The 16,515-nt window shown below is 43.8% G+C and carries 17 protein-coding genes and 1 other RNA gene; 8 read left to right on the top strand and 10 right to left on the bottom strand.

The genetic code is table 11. The features are described from left to right. The first annotated feature begins 56 nt into the window (after positions 1-56). The 4 genes from ACSFC1_RS06020 (at position 57) to acpP (ending at position 3,729) form a co-directional block, all read left to right on the top strand. The gene (locus ACSFC1_RS06020) at positions 57-1,031 is read left to right on the top strand and encodes an ABC transporter permease (RefSeq protein WP_435565210.1); all 975 of its coding nucleotides are present in this window, start codon (positions 57-59) and stop codon (positions 1,029-1,031) included. Beyond that, the gene (locus ACSFC1_RS06015) at positions 1,028-1,924 is read left to right on the top strand and encodes an ABC transporter permease (protein ID WP_435565209.1); all 897 of its coding nucleotides are present in this window, start codon (positions 1,028-1,030) and stop codon (positions 1,922-1,924) included. Before ACSFC1_RS06020 ends, ACSFC1_RS06015 begins: the two co-directional genes overlap by 4 nt. Before the next feature lie 3 nt (positions 1,925-1,927). Beyond that, positions 1,928-3,316 carry an ADP-ribosylglycohydrolase family protein gene (locus ACSFC1_RS06010; RefSeq protein ID WP_435565208.1) on the top strand — a complete coding sequence of 463 codons (1,389 nt, stop codon included), beginning with the start codon at positions 1,928-1,930 and terminating at the stop codon, positions 3,314-3,316. A 104-nt stretch (positions 3,317-3,420) separates the two neighbouring features. Continuing rightward, positions 3,421-3,729, top strand: a complete 309-nt coding sequence (gene acpP / locus ACSFC1_RS06005; protein WP_435565207.1) for an acyl carrier protein — start codon at positions 3,421-3,423, stop codon at positions 3,727-3,729. Positions 3,730-3,734: 5 nt separating this feature from the next. On the opposite strand, the gene ACSFC1_RS06000 is transcribed toward acpP, so the two are convergent. From ACSFC1_RS06000 to ACSFC1_RS05955, 10 genes are read right to left on the bottom strand one after another with little or no spacing between them, the layout of a single operon-like run. After that, positions 3,735-4,607: a type I phosphomannose isomerase catalytic subunit gene (locus ACSFC1_RS06000; protein WP_435565206.1), complete on the bottom strand. Its 873-nt coding sequence runs from the start codon at positions 4,605-4,607 to the stop codon at positions 3,735-3,737. After that, positions 4,585-5,985, bottom strand: coding sequence for a DUF342 domain-containing protein (locus ACSFC1_RS05995; RefSeq protein WP_435565205.1), 1,401 nt, complete (start codon positions 5,983-5,985; stop codon positions 4,585-4,587). Before ACSFC1_RS05995 ends, ACSFC1_RS06000 begins: the two co-directional genes overlap by 23 nt. After that, complete coding sequence (gene trmFO, locus ACSFC1_RS05990) at positions 5,969-7,285, bottom strand: methylenetetrahydrofolate--tRNA-(uracil(54)-C(5))-methyltransferase (FADH(2)-oxidizing) TrmFO (protein WP_435565999.1); 1,317 nt, start codon at positions 7,283-7,285, stop codon at positions 5,969-5,971. Before trmFO ends, ACSFC1_RS05995 begins: the two co-directional genes overlap by 17 nt. Before the next feature lie 15 nt (positions 7,286-7,300). Then, entirely contained in the window at positions 7,301-7,714 is a 414-nt protein-coding gene (locus tag ACSFC1_RS05985) for an ATP-binding protein (protein ID WP_435565204.1), read from the bottom strand. Next, on the bottom strand, positions 7,711-8,508 hold the full coding sequence (locus ACSFC1_RS05980) for a DUF4940 domain-containing protein (RefSeq protein WP_435565203.1): 798 nt from the start codon (positions 8,506-8,508) through the stop codon (positions 7,711-7,713). Before ACSFC1_RS05980 ends, ACSFC1_RS05985 begins: the two co-directional genes overlap by 4 nt. Then, on the bottom strand, positions 8,483-9,064 hold the full coding sequence (locus ACSFC1_RS05975) for an epoxyqueuosine reductase QueH (protein WP_435565202.1): 582 nt from the start codon (positions 9,062-9,064) through the stop codon (positions 8,483-8,485). Before ACSFC1_RS05975 ends, ACSFC1_RS05980 begins: the two co-directional genes overlap by 26 nt. Continuing rightward, positions 9,064-9,513: a D-aminoacyl-tRNA deacylase gene (dtd, locus tag ACSFC1_RS05970; protein ID WP_435565998.1), complete on the bottom strand. Its 450-nt coding sequence runs from the start codon at positions 9,511-9,513 to the stop codon at positions 9,064-9,066. Before dtd ends, ACSFC1_RS05975 begins: the two co-directional genes overlap by 1 nt. Then, positions 9,510-11,648: a RelA/SpoT family protein gene (locus ACSFC1_RS05965; RefSeq protein WP_435565201.1), complete on the bottom strand. Its 2,139-nt coding sequence runs from the start codon at positions 11,646-11,648 to the stop codon at positions 9,510-9,512. The genes dtd and ACSFC1_RS05965 overlap by 4 nt, the downstream gene beginning before the upstream one ends. Before the next feature lie 29 nt (positions 11,649-11,677). Next, positions 11,678-13,552: a tRNA uridine-5-carboxymethylaminomethyl(34) synthesis enzyme MnmG gene (gene mnmG, locus ACSFC1_RS05960; protein ID WP_435565997.1), complete on the bottom strand. Its 1,875-nt coding sequence runs from the start codon at positions 13,550-13,552 to the stop codon at positions 11,678-11,680. A gap of 13 nt (positions 13,553-13,565) precedes the next feature. After that, positions 13,566-13,913 carry a LiaF transmembrane domain-containing protein gene (locus ACSFC1_RS05955; RefSeq protein ID WP_435565200.1) on the bottom strand — a complete coding sequence of 116 codons (348 nt, stop codon included), beginning with the start codon at positions 13,911-13,913 and terminating at the stop codon, positions 13,566-13,568. 89 nt (positions 13,914-14,002) lie between these two features. Here ACSFC1_RS05955 and surE point away from each other — a divergent pair, with 89 nt between their 5' ends. The 4 genes from surE (at position 14,003) to rnpB (ending at position 16,500) form a co-directional block, all read left to right on the top strand. Next, entirely contained in the window at positions 14,003-14,767 is a 765-nt protein-coding gene (surE, locus tag ACSFC1_RS05950; RefSeq protein WP_435565199.1) for a 5'/3'-nucleotidase SurE, read from the top strand. Continuing rightward, positions 14,742-15,254 (top strand): peptide deformylase, encoded by a 513-nt coding sequence (gene def / locus ACSFC1_RS05945; protein WP_435565198.1) that lies wholly within the window; start codon positions 14,742-14,744, stop codon positions 15,252-15,254. The genes surE and def overlap by 26 nt, the downstream gene beginning before the upstream one ends. Beyond that, positions 15,251-16,159 (top strand): methionyl-tRNA formyltransferase, encoded by a 909-nt coding sequence (fmt, locus tag ACSFC1_RS05940; protein WP_435565197.1) that lies wholly within the window; start codon positions 15,251-15,253, stop codon positions 16,157-16,159. The genes def and fmt overlap by 4 nt, the downstream gene beginning before the upstream one ends. A gap of 5 nt (positions 16,160-16,164) precedes the next feature. Beyond that, an RNA gene (rnpB, locus tag ACSFC1_RS05935) (RNase P RNA component class A) lies at positions 16,165-16,500 on the top strand. The last annotated feature ends 15 nt before the right edge of the window (positions 16,501-16,515 follow it).

Below are 16,515 nucleotides of genomic sequence, written 5' to 3'. Positions count from 1 at the left end.
TATTATCACTTATCTCGATATCTGTTGCACTGCTGGTGAGCAGTGTTTTCATAAAGATGCAGAAGAACTCCCCTTTAGAGGTTTACAAAGCCTTGTATGTCTATGGTTTAGGCTCTTGGCATTCAATTTGTTCGTCGCTGAATGCAGCGACGCCCTTGATCTTAACAGGCGTTTCAGCGGCAATTGCCTTCGCGTCTGGTGTGGTAAACCTTGGACAACATGGTCAGTTGCTCACAGGAGCTATTGTGACTGCCATCTTAGGGGTTTATTTAGACACATGGCGTTGGATCGGCATACCACTGTTAGCCATAACCGGTGGAGTTGCTGGTGCATTGTGGGCTGGTATCGTAGCTGCAATGAGAAGATTTTACAGAATGAATGAGTTCATATCTACTCTCATGATGAACTTCGTTGCCGAATATTTCACGATTTATTTGGTGACCTATCCATTTCTTGACAAAAAAGCCTACGTTCCTGCAACCAAATTGATAAAGAGACTCTATTTCATGCCAGATATCAATGGCTTGAGCGTGGCTTTTCTGGTTGCCCTCGTTGTAGCGGTATTCTGTCATTGGTATATGAGGATGACAAAGCGCGGTTATGAGTTTCGAATGATGGGACACAACGTTAATTTTGCGAAAATCGGTGGTTGTTCGATCGAATCGAATGCAACACTCGTTCTTCTTTATACAGGGTTTCTATCTGGACTTGCCGGCTCTCTTCTCATTCTGGGTGGAACACAGCATCGATTCATGAAGGGCATAGGTGCCAATTTCGGTTGGGATGGTGTGATGGTAGCGATAATTGCGAACAACAGCGTGATTGAGACTATTCTTTATGCTCTTTTCTTTGGCATTCTGAAGAACGGTGGTATAGGAATGGAGTTTGAAACATCGGTGCCATCGGAGTTCATAATCTTTCTGCAAGCAGTTATCGTTCTAACGGTTGTTGCTACAAGAAGTGCCATTGAGTTCTATGGTCAAAGGATAAAATCTTTTGTGAAACTCAGGAAGGTTGTGACAAAGGGATGACTGACCTGGTTTTCCACATCCTTGGTGCGACTCTGAACAGTGCAACTCCGATAATGCTCGCAGCCCTTGGAGGAATGTTTACCTATTATGCAAACATCTTCAACATCGCTATGGAAGGCATGATGCTAATGGGAGCGTTTTTTGCTGTCTATGGAAGCTACTTCTTTGGAAGCTGGGCTGTGGGAATTCTCTTTGCCGTTCTCAGTGGTGTATCGATGGCTTTACTTTTTGCTCTGTTCGCCATATACTTGCACTGTGATGAGTTCATAACCGGCATTGGAATAAACATGGTGGCTCTAGGCTGGACCACTTATGCGCTTCGCAGCACCTTCAAGGTAAAAGGAGCTCTCATATCACCGAGGATCATTGGCTTACCAAGATGGCAAATGCCATTTTTTCACAAAATGCCCTTTCTTGAGACGGTCTTCTCAAATCATCCATTTGTTCTCTACTTGGCTTTCGGTTTGGCTTTTGTGCTTGATCTACTGATTTTCAGCACAAAGTTTGGTTTGCGCTTGCGGGCTACTGGTGAAGATCCAGAGACGGCAAAGTCGGCGGGTATCAATCCAGCTGGTGTGAAGCTTCTTTCAACTGTATTCTGTGGAATACTCTCCGCAATGGCTGGTGTCTATCTCTCTCTTGGTTATGTCACTCTCTTCAGCGAGAATATGTCAAACGGCAGAGGCTGGATCTCTCTGGCTATAATCATACTCGTAAAAGGAAGACCTTTATCCATACTCGGACTTTCTTTGGTCTTTGGTTTCTTTGAGAGCGTCGGTCTCATACTCCAGCATTACAAGTTGGCACCACAATTTGCTTCAATGATTCCTTACTTAGCTACACTGTTTGTACTGTACGTCTATGGAAAACAAAGGCATAGAACGGAGTGGTGAACCTTGAAAGCTTGGGAATATGAAGCACGAATCAGAAGAAATGCAGAGCCAAGAACAGAACAGGAAGGATCATGGTCACAGGTAACTCAACTCGAGATCTTTCCTGCTCAGATTGTCAAAGCCTTTTGGCAGAGTAATGTTCCCGGTTCAGATGCACCAGAATGCTTGATCGCTGGAGCAATACAATCTGTTGAAAACATGGGTAAAGATGTATCCGAAGCGGAGTCTTTGTTCGAGACTGGGCTCAGGCTGTTGAACAGTGGCGAAGCAGCGAAATTGAAAACTATTACCAGTCTTATATTCAAAGTGCTGAGAGAGGCAAAAACTCTTACAGATCACCCATACCATACTTATGAAAGACCTCTTGAATGGACGGAAATATCGGCTGATTTCCCAGACGATCGAGTGCGCATAGATTCAGACCTTTATGACAAGATTCTCGGGGGATGGCTTGGACAGATCGCGGGTGCTTCGATGGGAACTAAACTCGAGGGATACACCGGAGAGGCTCTTGAAAGATCTTTTGGAAAGAATCTTGGCTATTACATCGGTCAACCGGACACTTTCAACGATGACATAACTTATGAGATAGCTTTCTTAGAAGCATTGAGGGAAAATGAGAAAATTACCTCCGTTGAGATAGCACTGAAATGGCTTGAATTGATACCATTCGGTTGGAGTGCTGAATACATAGCACTGGAGAATCTGAAAATGGGTATCTTCCCGCCTGAATCTGGCGTCTTCAACAACCCATTTCAGGAGTGGATAGGTGCCCAAATGCGTTGCATGGTACATGGCTTATTACGACCAGCTCGGCCAAAGGAGGCAGCTTATCTTGCTTATCTTGATTCACAGATCTCGCATTCTGGCAACGGAGTCTACGGTGGAATACACAGTGCTGTTATGACATCGTTAGCCTTCGTTCATAACGATATTCGCAAGATCATTGAAGAATCCACAAAATATGTACCCGAGGGTAGTGAATTCTCACATGTTCTGAACGAAATCATTGTGGCGTGTGAGAAAAATACCGATTGGAGACAAGTCAGAAAGACTATTCAGAGGAGATTCGAAAAGTACAACTGGATTCACGTCTATCCAAATCTCTGTTGCGTGATAGCCTCTCTATGGTATGGTGAAGGAGACTTCGATGAGACTATGAAGTTGGTTTCTGCTATGGGATACGATGTCGATTGCAATGCTGGTGAAGTCGGAACGATTCTCGGGGTGATGAAGGGATCAAAGGAACTTTCAGAAAAGTGGGTTTCACCCCTGAAAGATTGCCTTCAGACTTATCTGCCAGGTTTTGAGAAGATCAGAATCAGCGAGCTCGCCAAGACCACAACGCAGATGGTGAAGAAGGCTGATTTGCTCTTTCTCACAGGGGCTTGATTTACGACTCATCGAATTATCACTCATTTGGAGAATCTGTACAGAAATCACAGAAGCAACTTGACAGGTGTCGAGCAGTATAGTTTATAATATTCCGACTCAAGATGTTGGGAGGGAAAGATATGGACAAAGAAGAACTCATGGAAAGGATTAAAGAACTTGTCGCAGAAAAACTCGGAGTTGACATTGATGAGGTGACAGCGGACGCAGATCTCATTGAAGATTTAGATGCGGACTCCTTAGACCTTGTTGACCTCGTGATGGCTTTTGAAGACGAGTTTGGAGTCTCTATACCAGACGAGCAATTGGAAAAAATAAGGACCGTTAGGGATATCTTCAAAGTCCTGTATGCAAACATCAAATTGGAAGAAGAAAGGGAAGAAAAAGAAGAAGAGAACGACGAAGAAGATTGATCTTCTCAACTGTCGCTGGCATAGCCAGCGACATTTCCCAAGTGCCACCACTTCCAACCGAGTTTTACTACCAAAATATCTCCATTTACGCGAACAGGTTTTTCACCAGTGATTAGATATGTTTCATATTCTTTTGTTGCAAAGTCATCTATCTCGCCGTTTGTGAGCGTCACAATAATTGAGTTGGGAAAGACATGTGTGCTACCATAACATCTGTATACCTTGAAATAATCACACTCAAAGTGTTCTACCGACGGGAAGATTAGATCCTCGGCACAGACCTTCTTGACCACCTTTAAAGCTTTCTCAACGTGTAGTTCGCGTCCTCTTCCCCAGTCATGAACTCTGTAGGTCAGATCAGAGGATTGCTGAATCTCTACGAGCATAGATCCCGGACCTATCGCATGAAGTGTTCCGGCAGGAATGTAAACCAAATCGCCCGCGTGAGGATATACGATCTTCAATGCCTTTGAAAAGGAATTGTTCTGAAGGCACTCTTGCAAATCAGTACCTGTATCAGAAAGAGCTATAACACTGTCTTTGAGAAAAAACCAGCACTCACTCTTACCCCAGGGTTCATTTTCAAGTTCCTGAGCTGATTGATCATCTGGATGAACCTGCACAGAGAGCCATTGCTCAGAGGCGATTAATTTTATCAATATGGGGAATCGCACCAATTTCAGATCAAAGATATCGTTGAGTGAATGTGAGTCAAAGTTCTCTTTTGAAACAGCCTGAAGCTCTGTCAGAATCATGGGAAATTCCGACAAAAGCCAGACTTCGCCGACAGGTCTTGTGCAGGACTTGCAAAAGCTCTGGTTAAGACTGAAACTTCCCCAAATCATCTCTCTCGCTTTAGGTACCGACTTGAGAATCACTTGAGTAGCCTCCGAGTCTTATTTCTTGGTTTTCCACCAGGACTATAACCTTTTCAAGAGTTCGGTCTGCATAGAATCTTTTTTCGAATATTGTCACCTCAACGCCTGGATGCAAAATCTTCCTCGCGATTACTTTGGCACGTGTCAATTTTTCTTTAATCTGTGCCTCGAGTTCTTGTAATTGCTTTTCATTCATCTCAATGGTATTTCTGAGATTTATCATGCTCTGTCCTACTTTCTTGTATATCTCCATCTTATCTGGAGGAAGCTGCCCTTGGTTCTTTTCCATGAGAGCCTTCAAGGTTCTGTATATGTTAACCAGTTTTGTCAAATTTTCCTTGTCTAGTTCCAGTTTCGCTCTTATAACCTTGATTTCTTCACGAGTTTGTGGATCGAAACCTATCTCTATGGTCGTTCTAATTCCGAGTGGCGAGCCTATCTCCTCAGCTTCAACAGCAAAGCCAGCGACAATCATTCCTCCTGCTATCATTCCTTTGTTTCCCGTTGCTTTGACCTCAACCGCAGATTTAATCTGAGAATTGGTTATCGGACCATTTACAATGACACTCTGTCCTGCTTCAACAATTGCGTTTTCGAGAAATTTGGCAACGACATCCTCTTTTGCTTTCACGATGCCCTTCTCTCTACCTTTTATTCCTAAGGCGCTAACCGACCCTTCATAGGATATTACCGTAGCAGCTTCAATGACACCAGATATGGATATGTTCCCTTTAGCTTTGACTGAAAAACCTGGCTTCACGTCTCCAGAAATCTGTACTTCACCGGGAAAATCGATATTCCCCGTCGCGTAATCTACATCACCCTTTATGATGAGCACTTCATTTACATCGATTAACCCATCGGCTTTCGCGATGAGCATACCATCGACTGCCGCGATGATCTTTTTTCCGTCTTCTGAGAGTTTCACATTTTTTCCAAGTTTCAACTGTGGTGGTTTGCCAGGCTTCGGGTTCAGAGACCTTCCGAATACGTTCTTGCCTTCTGTGCCTGGTGAGGGAGGAATGATCTCTGCTATCTCTTGGCCTGCTTTTACTATTTGTCTCGCGCGACTGGGAAGTTCACGCAAATCAACTCTGTTTTTCACTTGCTCTGTTAGATCTTGTTTCTCCTGCTGGATCATAACAACCTGGCCATCTTCACCATTGATTGGTTCTTTACCAAGAGCTACTAAAACAGGTATACTGAATGTTTTTTTCTTTATGAGATCGTCGATAGCCTCTTCCAAAATGCCATAGACTATGCCATTTGCTTGAAGTTGAGAGATTATTTGATCTCTTGTTATCTCCTCATTTTCATCCGCTGAAACAGTAACATATGCCTCCAGTCCATTGCTCGAAACTTTAACCTGTGCCTTCACAGAGATCCTCCCTTTCCCCCGCCAGTTGCGTGAGAAAACATTTCAAATCTTCAATAGATTTCTCGGCGATCTCACCACGGTCTCTCTTTTGTGAAGTGAGCAACCCATAGTTTGCATACATCGGTTGTAACTCCTTATCCAGTTCATTTGTGACATAATCAAAAAGAGCCCCCATCATCGTCGTCGTTGGTAACTTCACTGGGTGCAGGCCTCTGATCACCCTACTTGCATTCAGAGCAACGTACAATCCGCTTGCTGCTGATTCTAAGTAACCTTCCACTCCAGTTATCTGCCCGGCAAAAAAGATTTTCTCGTTAAGTTTCAACCTCATGTATGCATCGAGCACCTTTCGCGAGTTGATATAAACGTTTCTGTGCATCACACCATATCTAACGATCTCTGCGTTTTGTAAACCCGGGATCAGTCTGATGATTCTCTTTTGTTCAGACCACTTAAGCCTCGTTTGGAACCCTACTATATTGTACAACGTACCGTCTCTGTTATCCTTACGAAGCTGGACAACAGCATAAGGTTGCTTGCCAGTCCTGGGATCACTGATCCCAACGGGTCTCAATGGACCATAAAGTAATGACATTTTTCCTGTTCTAGCGATTTCTTCGACGGGTTTACAACGTTCAAAGAGCAATCCCTTGTCGAAACCTTCTATCGGAATGACCTCGGCGTTAATAAGTGCCTCGTAGAATCTTTCATATTCTTCTCTATCCATGGGACAGTTTAGATAATCCTTCGTCCCAACACCATAGCGGTCAGCTGTAAAAGCAATGGAGTAATCTATACTTTCTGCAGTGATTATCGGGGCAACTGCGTCAAAAAAGTACAAGTTTTCGCCGGTTATCTTCTTTAACCAAGAACACAGGTTGATACTTGTAACAGGCCCTGTGGCGATTATCCATAGATCCGGAGAATCCTGCGGTATTTGTGTTATCTCCTCGTTGATGATTTGAACACCAACGTTTTTGATCTTCTCTGTCACAAACTGTGAAAATCTCTCGCGGTCTACGGCAAGAGCTTTCCCAGCAGGAACTCTTGAAAGTAGAGCGGCCTCTATGACCAGAGAACCAAAGAGTTCCATCTCCTTTTTCAGCAGTCCAGATGCGTTGTGAAGATCACAAGACTTAAAAGAGTTGCTGCAGACAAGTTCAGCAAGTAACCCTGTTTTGTGAACTGGTGTCATCTTGGATGGGCGCATTTCGTGTAGAACAACTTCTATATTTCTTTTTGCGAGCTGATATGCTGCCTCTGAACCGGCTAAACCGCCTCCGACAACGTGCACTTTCAGCAATGATCACCTACTCTATTTTTCAAAAACCTTTATCACTTTCAGAAGATTTCCGTTTTCAAGATTCTTCAGTTCCACCGTATCAAAGATTTTGTGAATTATATACAAACCAAAACCACCCTCTCTTTCAGGAGAAGGTACTTTGGGGATCATAACAGAAGCATCAATGGGTTCTCCAAAGTCTCTCAACAAGATCTGCAGTTCTTTCTCCGGTTCGTTCCAAATCAAAGTCATAGTGATGTATCTTCGCTCGTCATTCTTATAGGTGTGACGTATTATGTTCGTAAGTGCTTCGTTGACTCCAAGTTCTGTATCCCATATCGCCTCATCTGGGAGATTTCTGTTTGTTAGAAAAGATCTTATAACCGCTCTTGCAAGTCGGGTGTTGACAGATTTGGAAGAAAAGGAAATGGTCACAATTTCTTTCATTTTGACACCTTCCCTTGCCAATTTCTCAGGCCCACTGCGTACAGATAGCTGTCGATGCCAATGTCAAACAAAAGCCAGTACTTCTCCTCAAGAGATCTCTGTACCTTGTAAGCATCGTGCAAAGGCAACTTCATTCTCTCAGCAAACTCCTTTACGCTCTGAGAACTCAGCCTGCTGGATATAAGACCTGCATCGTCATCATCGAGTTCCACAGACAATTCTACATTGTAAAGATCTCTGTAACTGCACAAGCCAGTGAAATCACCGTACCTATCGACAACAAAGGCTTCTCTTATGGCTTGCAAAGTCTTTGAACACTTACTGGACATAGCCAATTTGACGTTTTTACCAACTGAGATCTCTTCAGTTGCAAAGACATACAAATCTTTATCGTCAAGAGAGAGGATTTTAATGGTGACTTTGCTGAGTTTTTCTCTGTACTCGAATCTGACCTCTTGTCGATCTGTAGAAAGCAAACCCAGTGAGATCTTTCCTCTCCATTCACCAATCGACTTTGATAGCTGTACCATGAAGTTGGGTAAGAGATCGGACTGCAGGATTATTCCATTCAAATACTCTATGATCGGTTCAGCGAAGAATTCTTCCCTGATAAAACCGACGACCGTTGGACCTAAAATTGTATCGACACAGCTCAGCGATAGGATTTCATCGCCTACCTTCAAGGCTATAGGTACCTTTGATTGCAACACGAGTTCTACGTACTTGGACAAATCTTCTTTCAATTCAAGACTATCGACAATTACTCTGTCACTCGTCGCTGCATATATTCTCATCACTTATCCCTTTCTCTCTTTTGGGGGTTTTCAGCGAATAAATACACCCACAGTAATTCTGTCTGTAGAGCTGCAACTCTTTACTCAATTGCACACTTCTCAAAAACCCATTCTTCTTTTTGAAATCTCTGTGCAAATATTGTATTTGAAATTCATGTGCAGCCTTTGTTCCAATTTCCAGAATGAGTTGTGAATTTTTCTTGGGACTGGTAGTCAACGTATTAGAGAAGATCTCAAAACCATTTGCTCTCGCATATTCTGCCGTTCTTCTCAGACGAAATTCGATGCATTTTTGACATCTGATTGAGCCTTCTTTAAGTTCTTCAAGACCCTTGATTTCTTCTCTCCACAAATCTTCGCCAGAACCATCGACGATCAATCTCAACTTCCAAAGTTCTGCCAACTTCTTTGTTGCCTCCAAACGCCTCAGATACTCCTCTTGTGGTTGGATATTTGGATTGTAGAAAAAAAGTACTGGTTCGTAGTTCTCTTGGCGTAACCTTTCAACCGCAGTTGTGGCATCCGGTGCACAGCACACGTGAAGAAGTATCGTCATCAGAATCTCCTCTCGCTGTCTAATAGCAATGTCACCGGTCCGTCGTTCAAAGCCTCGATTTCCATATGAGCACCGAAGACACCTTCCGAGACCTTCTGAGTTTTGATCTTCATCAACTGGACGAACGCACGGTACAACTTTTCTCCGATTTCAGGAGGTGCGGCATCGCTGAAAGATGGTCTTCTACCGTGTCTACAATCACCGTAGAGGGTGAACTGAGAGATCACCAATAGACCACCATCTATCTGTGCCACGCTGAGATTCATCTTTCCGTTTTCATCTTCGAAGATCCTCAAATTCAAGATTTTTTCACACATCCACTCAACGTCCTCAGCAGTGTCATTTTTTCCCACACCGAGGAAAACGAGCAAACCTTTTTCTATTGCCCCGACAATGTCACCATTCACAGAAACTCTCGCATAATGCACGCGCTGAACGACAGCTCTCAGCTGAGTTTCCCCCTTTCAACCAGCATGACAGTGTTAACGCCTTCGAGCGTTTTTTTCGCTTCCTCCAATTGTCTGAGATCGCTCACCAAAATGTTAAGAGAGATTATCGAATAGGTTTTCCTCGAGGTCATGAATGGCACTCCCAAAACTGATATTCCCTTGTTTTCGAGCAACTGTACGAACATACCGACATCGGCTTTTTCTCTTGTCGTTACTCGCAAAGTAGTTTCGTACTTGCTTTGAACGTCTTTATTCCATCGAGCTTCGAAGATTCTATCAGTTTCTACGTGTTTAATGTTCGAACAGTTCACCCTGTGTATTGTCAGTCCTCTTTTTCCAATCACTCCGATTATCTCATCACCAAATACAGGTCCGCAACATTTTCCCATGTGTATCTCGATGTTCTTTAACCCAGAAACTTCGATTGTCGATAATGGACTTCGCGGTTTTCTTTTCTCTTCTTGTGCCTTTGGTTGAGTTTTTTCAACCAAAGGCGTGAGCAAGTTGATCAATTCACCGTAGGTAATGGTGCCTTCACCGATGCGACTGTAAAACTCTTCTTCGGAGATTCCTTGATTCTGGAGGTATTTCTTTACTAACTCGGAGTCCATGATCTCTTCCATGGACTTTGAAAGCCTCTTACTGACACGTCTGAAAACATCCTTTCCTCTTTCCATCAGCTCATTCTGCAACTGTTCACGAAAATATTTTCTTATCTTTGCTTTTGTACGAGGTGATTTGGCATACTTAAGCCAATCAAGACTCGGTTTTGCAGTTTTTCCAATGATTATTTCAACCAAGTCACCATTTTTGAGCAAATAGCTGATTGGCACCAGTTTTCCATTCACCTTCGCCCCCGTGAATCTATGCCCAACATCTGTGTGAATAGAATAAGCAAAATCTATCGGTGTAGCACCAGCCGGTAGGTGTTTCACTTCACCCTTGGGAGTGAAGACAAAGACTTCGTCCAACTGAAGCTCTTTCTTGAATTCCTCTAAACCCGAAAAATCTCTGGTCAGTTCCTTTCTCCACTCGAGAAGCTGACTAACCCATTTTTGCATTGTTTTGACATTAACGCCGTTCTTGTAAATCCAGTGGGCAATCAAGCCATATTCTGCTTCAGCGTGCATCTCTTTGTCTCTGATTTGAACTTCAAGAGGTTCTCCGTATCCTGTGATCACCGTGGTGTGCAAAGACCTGTAACCATTGGATTTTGGCGAAGCGATATAGTCCTTTATTCTGCCCGGTAGTGGTTTCCATATACTGTGAACAACTCCCAGAACGCTATAACAAGTGGGAACATCGTTGACAATAGCGCGAATTCCAAATAGATCATAGATTTCGTTGAAGCTCTTTCCCTTTTCTCTCAACTTTTGCCATATTCCGTAGTAGTGTTTGAACCGCCCTTCAACGTATCCGTCAATCTCGTTATCGCGAAGAGCTTTTTCGAGAGTCTGTACATATTCCTTTATCCTCTGTTCTCTCTCCTTCTTTTTTTCTGCAACGAGGGATTTCATCCTGTTGTATTCATTTCTGTTGAGCACTTTGAAGGCAAGGTCTTCGAGTTCCCATTTTATCGAGTATATGCCCATCTTGTGTGCAATAGGTGCATATATTTCAAGAGTCTCTTTGGCTTTGTAGATCTTCTTTGCTTCATCTTTGACGAACTCAATAGTTCTCATATTGTGTAATCTGTCTGCCAGCTTAACAAAGATAACTCTGATGTCTTCAGCCATCGCGAAAAGCATTTTCTGAATGGTTTCCAACTTGAGTTTTGAGTCAGTTGTGCCAACAGGGGCATTCAGTCTGCTAACCTTTGTAACTCCGTCTACAATTCTGGCAATCTGCTTGCCAAATTCTCTCTCGACATCTTCGATTTTGACCTTCCCGTCACTGTCTTCCACGGCATCGTGTAGCATTGCAGACACGAGTGTTTGAATATCCACATTCATTTGAGCCAAGATCCTGCAGACTTCGACGGGGTGAGCGATAAAAGGCTCACCTGAGTCACGATAATAATTCTCGTGAGCATACAAAGCGACATTATATGCTTTCGCGAGAAGTTTGACATCTTCTTCGGAGAATTTGCCTGCCAAGGAGAGTATCTGTTTAGCGACCTCAATTGAATCTGCCATCTTGCCTTCGCCTCTTTAGTGATATTGTATCATTCAGAGCGAAACGACTCTAAGTATGTCACGAGTGCCGTGACATCCGCTGGGGTTATTCCGGGAATACGAGAAACCTCGAGGATGTTTGAGGGACGAACGCGGCTTAATTTCTCAGCTGCTTCTGTAGACAAGTTTACTATTTTTCTATAGTCGAGATCCTTTGGAATAGTTACTGCTTGCAGATTCTGTAAGACTCTTATCTCTTCAAGCATTCGTTCAATATAATCCTCATATTTTGCGTTCAACTCAATCTGCTCTATCACCTCAGGATCATCAATAGGAGTTGGATCGAAGATCTTCAGCTGCGCATAAGTAATCTGGGGCCTTTTGAGCAACTGAATGAGATTGGTTGGCTGACGCAGAGGCTGTGTTCCCATGGCAACAAGCAAGTCGTTGACCTGTCCGGTGGGTCTGATAACCAGAGATTTCAACCTATCTGTATGCACTTTGATGCTGTTTTCCAATGAAAGGACTCTTTCGTAGAACCATTTTGGTATTAATCCGACTTGATACCCCTTCTTAGAAAGTCTCAGATGAGCGTTGTCGTGTCTGAGCAATAACCTGTATTCTGCACGAGAAGTCAACAATCTGTAAGGCTCATCGACTCCTTTGGTCACCAGATCATCGATCATGACTCCTATATAAGCTTCTGATCTGCCAAGAACTATTTGGTTTTCACCCTTGAGCTTTAAGGCGGCATTTATACCAGCCAGTAGTCCTTGCCCAGCAGCCTCTTCATAACCACTGGTGCCGTTGATCTGCCCTGCAAAGTACAGATTTTCCACAACTTTACTCTCCAATGTGTGATAGAGCTGAGTTGGGTCAACATAATCGTACTCTATTGCGTACGCAGGTCGTGTGATCTGTGCGTCTTCAAGACCTACAATCGATCTGATGATTTTTATCTGTACCTCGTAGGGTAGACTGGTACTCAAACCGTTCAAATAGTATTCGGTTGTCGTTTTTCCCTCGGGTTCGACAAAGATCTGATGGGCGTTTCGGTCCGGAAATTTGACTACCTTGTCTTCTATCGAAGGACAATAACGTGGACCCTTGCCGACGATGAGTCTTACATCTCCATACAGCGGTGAGAAGGAAAGATTTTCATTGATTATGCGATGAGTCTTTTCATTTGTGTAAGTTAACCAACACGGATAATCTTTTGAAAGCACGACAGGTTCATGAAAATGAGAGAAACACAGCGGCTCATCTGCGGTATCTTGCCTTTTCATCTTGGAAAAATCTATTGATCTACCCAGTATCCTTGCTGGTGTGCCTGTCTTGAACCTGCCGAGTCTTACTCCACACTTAGTCAAAGACTCTGATAGGCCCTTGGAAGGAAAATCACCAAGCCTACCTGCTTCAAAGACGTCTCTCCCGATGAAGATCTTGCCGTTGAGGAAGGTACCTGTGGTGATTATAACTGCTTTGGCGTTGTAGCAGATCTTAAGTGTGTCAACAACACCCTTAACTTTCCCATCTTCAACGATTATCTCATGAACCTGAGAGTATTTCAGATAGAGATTCTCTGTTTCTTCTAACGTTTTCTTCATCATCTGAGTGTAAGCATACTTATCAATTTGAGCGCGAAGAGCCCTCACAGAAGCTCCTTTGCTCGTGTTGAGCATTCTGATGTTTATCATCGTTTTGTCGGTTATCTTCGCGATTTCACCACCAAGGGCATCTACTTCTCTTGCAACAATGCCTTTTGCAGGTCCTCCCATCGCAGGGTTACAGGGTGTCCACGCGATTCTGTCGGGATTTGATGTGAGTAAAATTGTCTTAAAGCCAAGTCGCGCTGTTGCCAATGCCGCTTCTACACCAGCGTGCCCACCACCTACGACGACTACATCGAAATCTTCATAGACCAGGACAGATCACCTCTCACACAAAGTCACGAAAGTCCCATCGACTTCTTTGCTTATGAATCTTTACTATTTTGATTCCCAATTCTATGAGAGCAACACCGACCACTATCGCGACAGATCTCCATAAACCAAGAGAACAGATCCGAAAAGCGTTAAGCAAGATCAAAGATGCTATGCTCAAAGATATCAATCCCGAAGGAAAACCTCTTCTAATAATTGCACTGACACCAGAATAAAGGAATATGACCGCGAAAAGTATCGAGAAAAACCTTCCGAAAGTGATCTGCAGATATCCAAGGGCACTCACGACAAAGATTGCCCCGATTGCTATCAAAAAGATGGCAAAGTTGAAGACAATCAGCACCTCCTAAAAGATTGTAACACAATCAGAAACAATCTCCCTTCCGCTCTTTCTTTCCAACAAGCGTGGTAAAATGAAAAAGAGGTGAAGTTGTGAGAATACTGTTGACGAACGATGATGGTGTGACTTCTCCTGGTCTGTTAACACTCGCACAGGTTTTGCACAAAAAACATGACATTCTCGTGGTTGCACCAGAATCTGAACAAAGCGCAACAGGACATGCAATAACAGTTCGAATGCCAATATGGGCTAAGAGGATAAAAGTCGTCGAGGACTTCCCAGTTTACGCAACAACTGGGACTCCCGCAGACTGCGTGAAAATAGGCGTTGAAGTTCTCTCAAAAGAACAAATCAACCTGGTCATAAGTGGTATAAATATCGGTCACAACCTCGGTACTGACGTCATCTACTCAGGTACCGTTTCGGGTGCTTTGGAGGGTGCATTATTAGGTATACCTTCTATCGCGGTCTCTGCACCAATGGAGAAGAATTATGATTATCATGATGCGGCATTTTTTGTGGAAAGGTTCATAAGTGATTTTGATTTTGCCATCCTTGAACCCTTCACAGCCTTGAACATAAACTTTCCAAAAGGTATCATAAAAGGATGGAGAGCAACAAGACAGAGCACGAGAAGGTACGCAGACAGGTTTGAAGCGAGGACCGATCCTGCTGGCAACACCTATTACTGGATGTACGGGGATATCATAGAAGACGATCCAACATCTGATTGTGATTACAAAGCAATCAAAGAAGGCTATGTCTCAATCACACCGATAACTGTTTTCATGAACAGTGAAAGAGTTCTGTTGAAGTTAAAGGAGGTTGAAAATGAGAAAAATAAGACTTTTGGGTGATCCCGTTTTGAGAAAAAGGGCAAAGGAAGTTGAGCTTATAGATGACAACGTGAAAGCTTTGGTCAAAGAACTCTTCGACGTGATGTACGCAACGGACGGTATAGGTCTTGCTGCTCCTCAACTGGGAGTTTCTTTGCGCATCTTCGTGATGGATGATGGTACACCAAGGACATTTATAAACCCAGTGATAGTCTTCAAAAGCGAACAGACCAATACAGCTGAAGAAGGGTGCTTGAGTATACCGGAGGTCTTCGAGGATGTTGAGAGGAGCAATGGAATCGTCATCAGATATCTTGACTTGAACGGAAAGGAAATCGAAGAAAGACTGACTGATTACAGCGCCAGAGTTGCACAACATGAGTACGATCATCTGGATGGTGTGCTTTTTATAGATTTAATCCCAGCGGCAAGGAGATTTGCCATAAGAGAGAAATTGTCCAGCATTATAAAACAATCTAAGAAAGCTTGTTCGACCAACAAACCATGAGAATAATCTTCTTTGGCACACCAGAATACGCTTCAAAGCATTTGGAAGCCATTTTGGAGCACGGATACAACGTCGTAGGAGTTGTCACACAACCAGACAAACCTTCTGGTAGAGGTCGAAAGACTGTGCACAGCCCCACTAAAGAACTGGCTATCAAAAGAGGCTTGGCTGTTTTCGAAAGACTCAAAGACGTGCCCATCGATCTGCTGAAGCCAGACATAGGTATAGTTGTGGCTTACGGTGCATTGATTAAAGAGAAGTACCTGAATCTGTTGCCACTTGGTTTTTACAACGTGCATCCATCACTGTTGCCAAAGTACAGAGGGGCAGCCCCGATTCAGCGTGCATTGGAAAATGGCGAAAAGGTGACTGGAATAACCATCTTCAAGCTTTCAAGAGAGCTTGATGCCGGTCCTGTTGCTGTACAGATTCCAGTCACCGTGGAAGAGTATGAAAACTTCGATCTGCTTGAGTCAAGATTGATTGAGATTGGGAAAAATGCCTTGGTAGACTTTTTGAGTAGGCCAGAGTCATTTCCACTAGAACCACAAGATGAATCACGGGCAACGTACGCACCCAAGATAACTTCCCAAGATCTTGTGGTCGATTTCTCCAGGAGTGCCAAAGAGGTTAAGGACAAGGTCAGAGCTTATGACTCATATCCTGGTGCTCGAACCCTCTTCAACGGTGAACCCGTCAAGATCTTCGGGGTAAAGCGTATCGAGAACGTTGAAACCAAAGAAGAGCCTGGAACAGTTTTGCACGTTGATGGAGACGGTGGCTATATTTCCACGGCAGATGGAATAGTGGTCGTCTCAGAACTACAGTTTCCTTCCAGAAGAAGGATAACATTCTTATCGGCGTTGAACGGTAGGCTGATAAAGATCAAAGATCGTTTTGGATAGTCTGTGGAGAGGGGCGGGTGGTCGCAGGCAAATCTGCTTGAGGAAAGTCCGGACTCCAAGGGACGGAGTGCTGGGTAACACCCAGGAGGAGTGATCCTCGGTAAGGGCCATAGAGACTTCAAACCGCCTTCCATAGAAGGCAAGGGTGGAAAGGTGAGGTAAGAGCTCACCAGCATCGGAGTAATCCGATGGCTCGGTAACCCCCACTCGGAGCAAGGCCAAGCAGGGTTTGGGTGGTCCCGCCCTATAAACCCGGGTAGGCCGCTCGAGAGGGACCGAAAGGTTCCTCCTAGATAGATGACCGCCCATGACAGAATCCGGCTTACAGCTCCTCTCCACTTTGAAGAGAGTGATGA

Source organism: Pseudothermotoga sp. U03pept, from assembly GCF_051235805.1.
Classification (GTDB): Bacteria; Thermotogota; Thermotogae; order Thermotogales; family DSM-5069; genus Pseudothermotoga_B.
The sequence above is the reverse complement of the archived record's forward strand: the minus strand, read 5'-3'. Positions and strand labels throughout refer to the sequence as shown.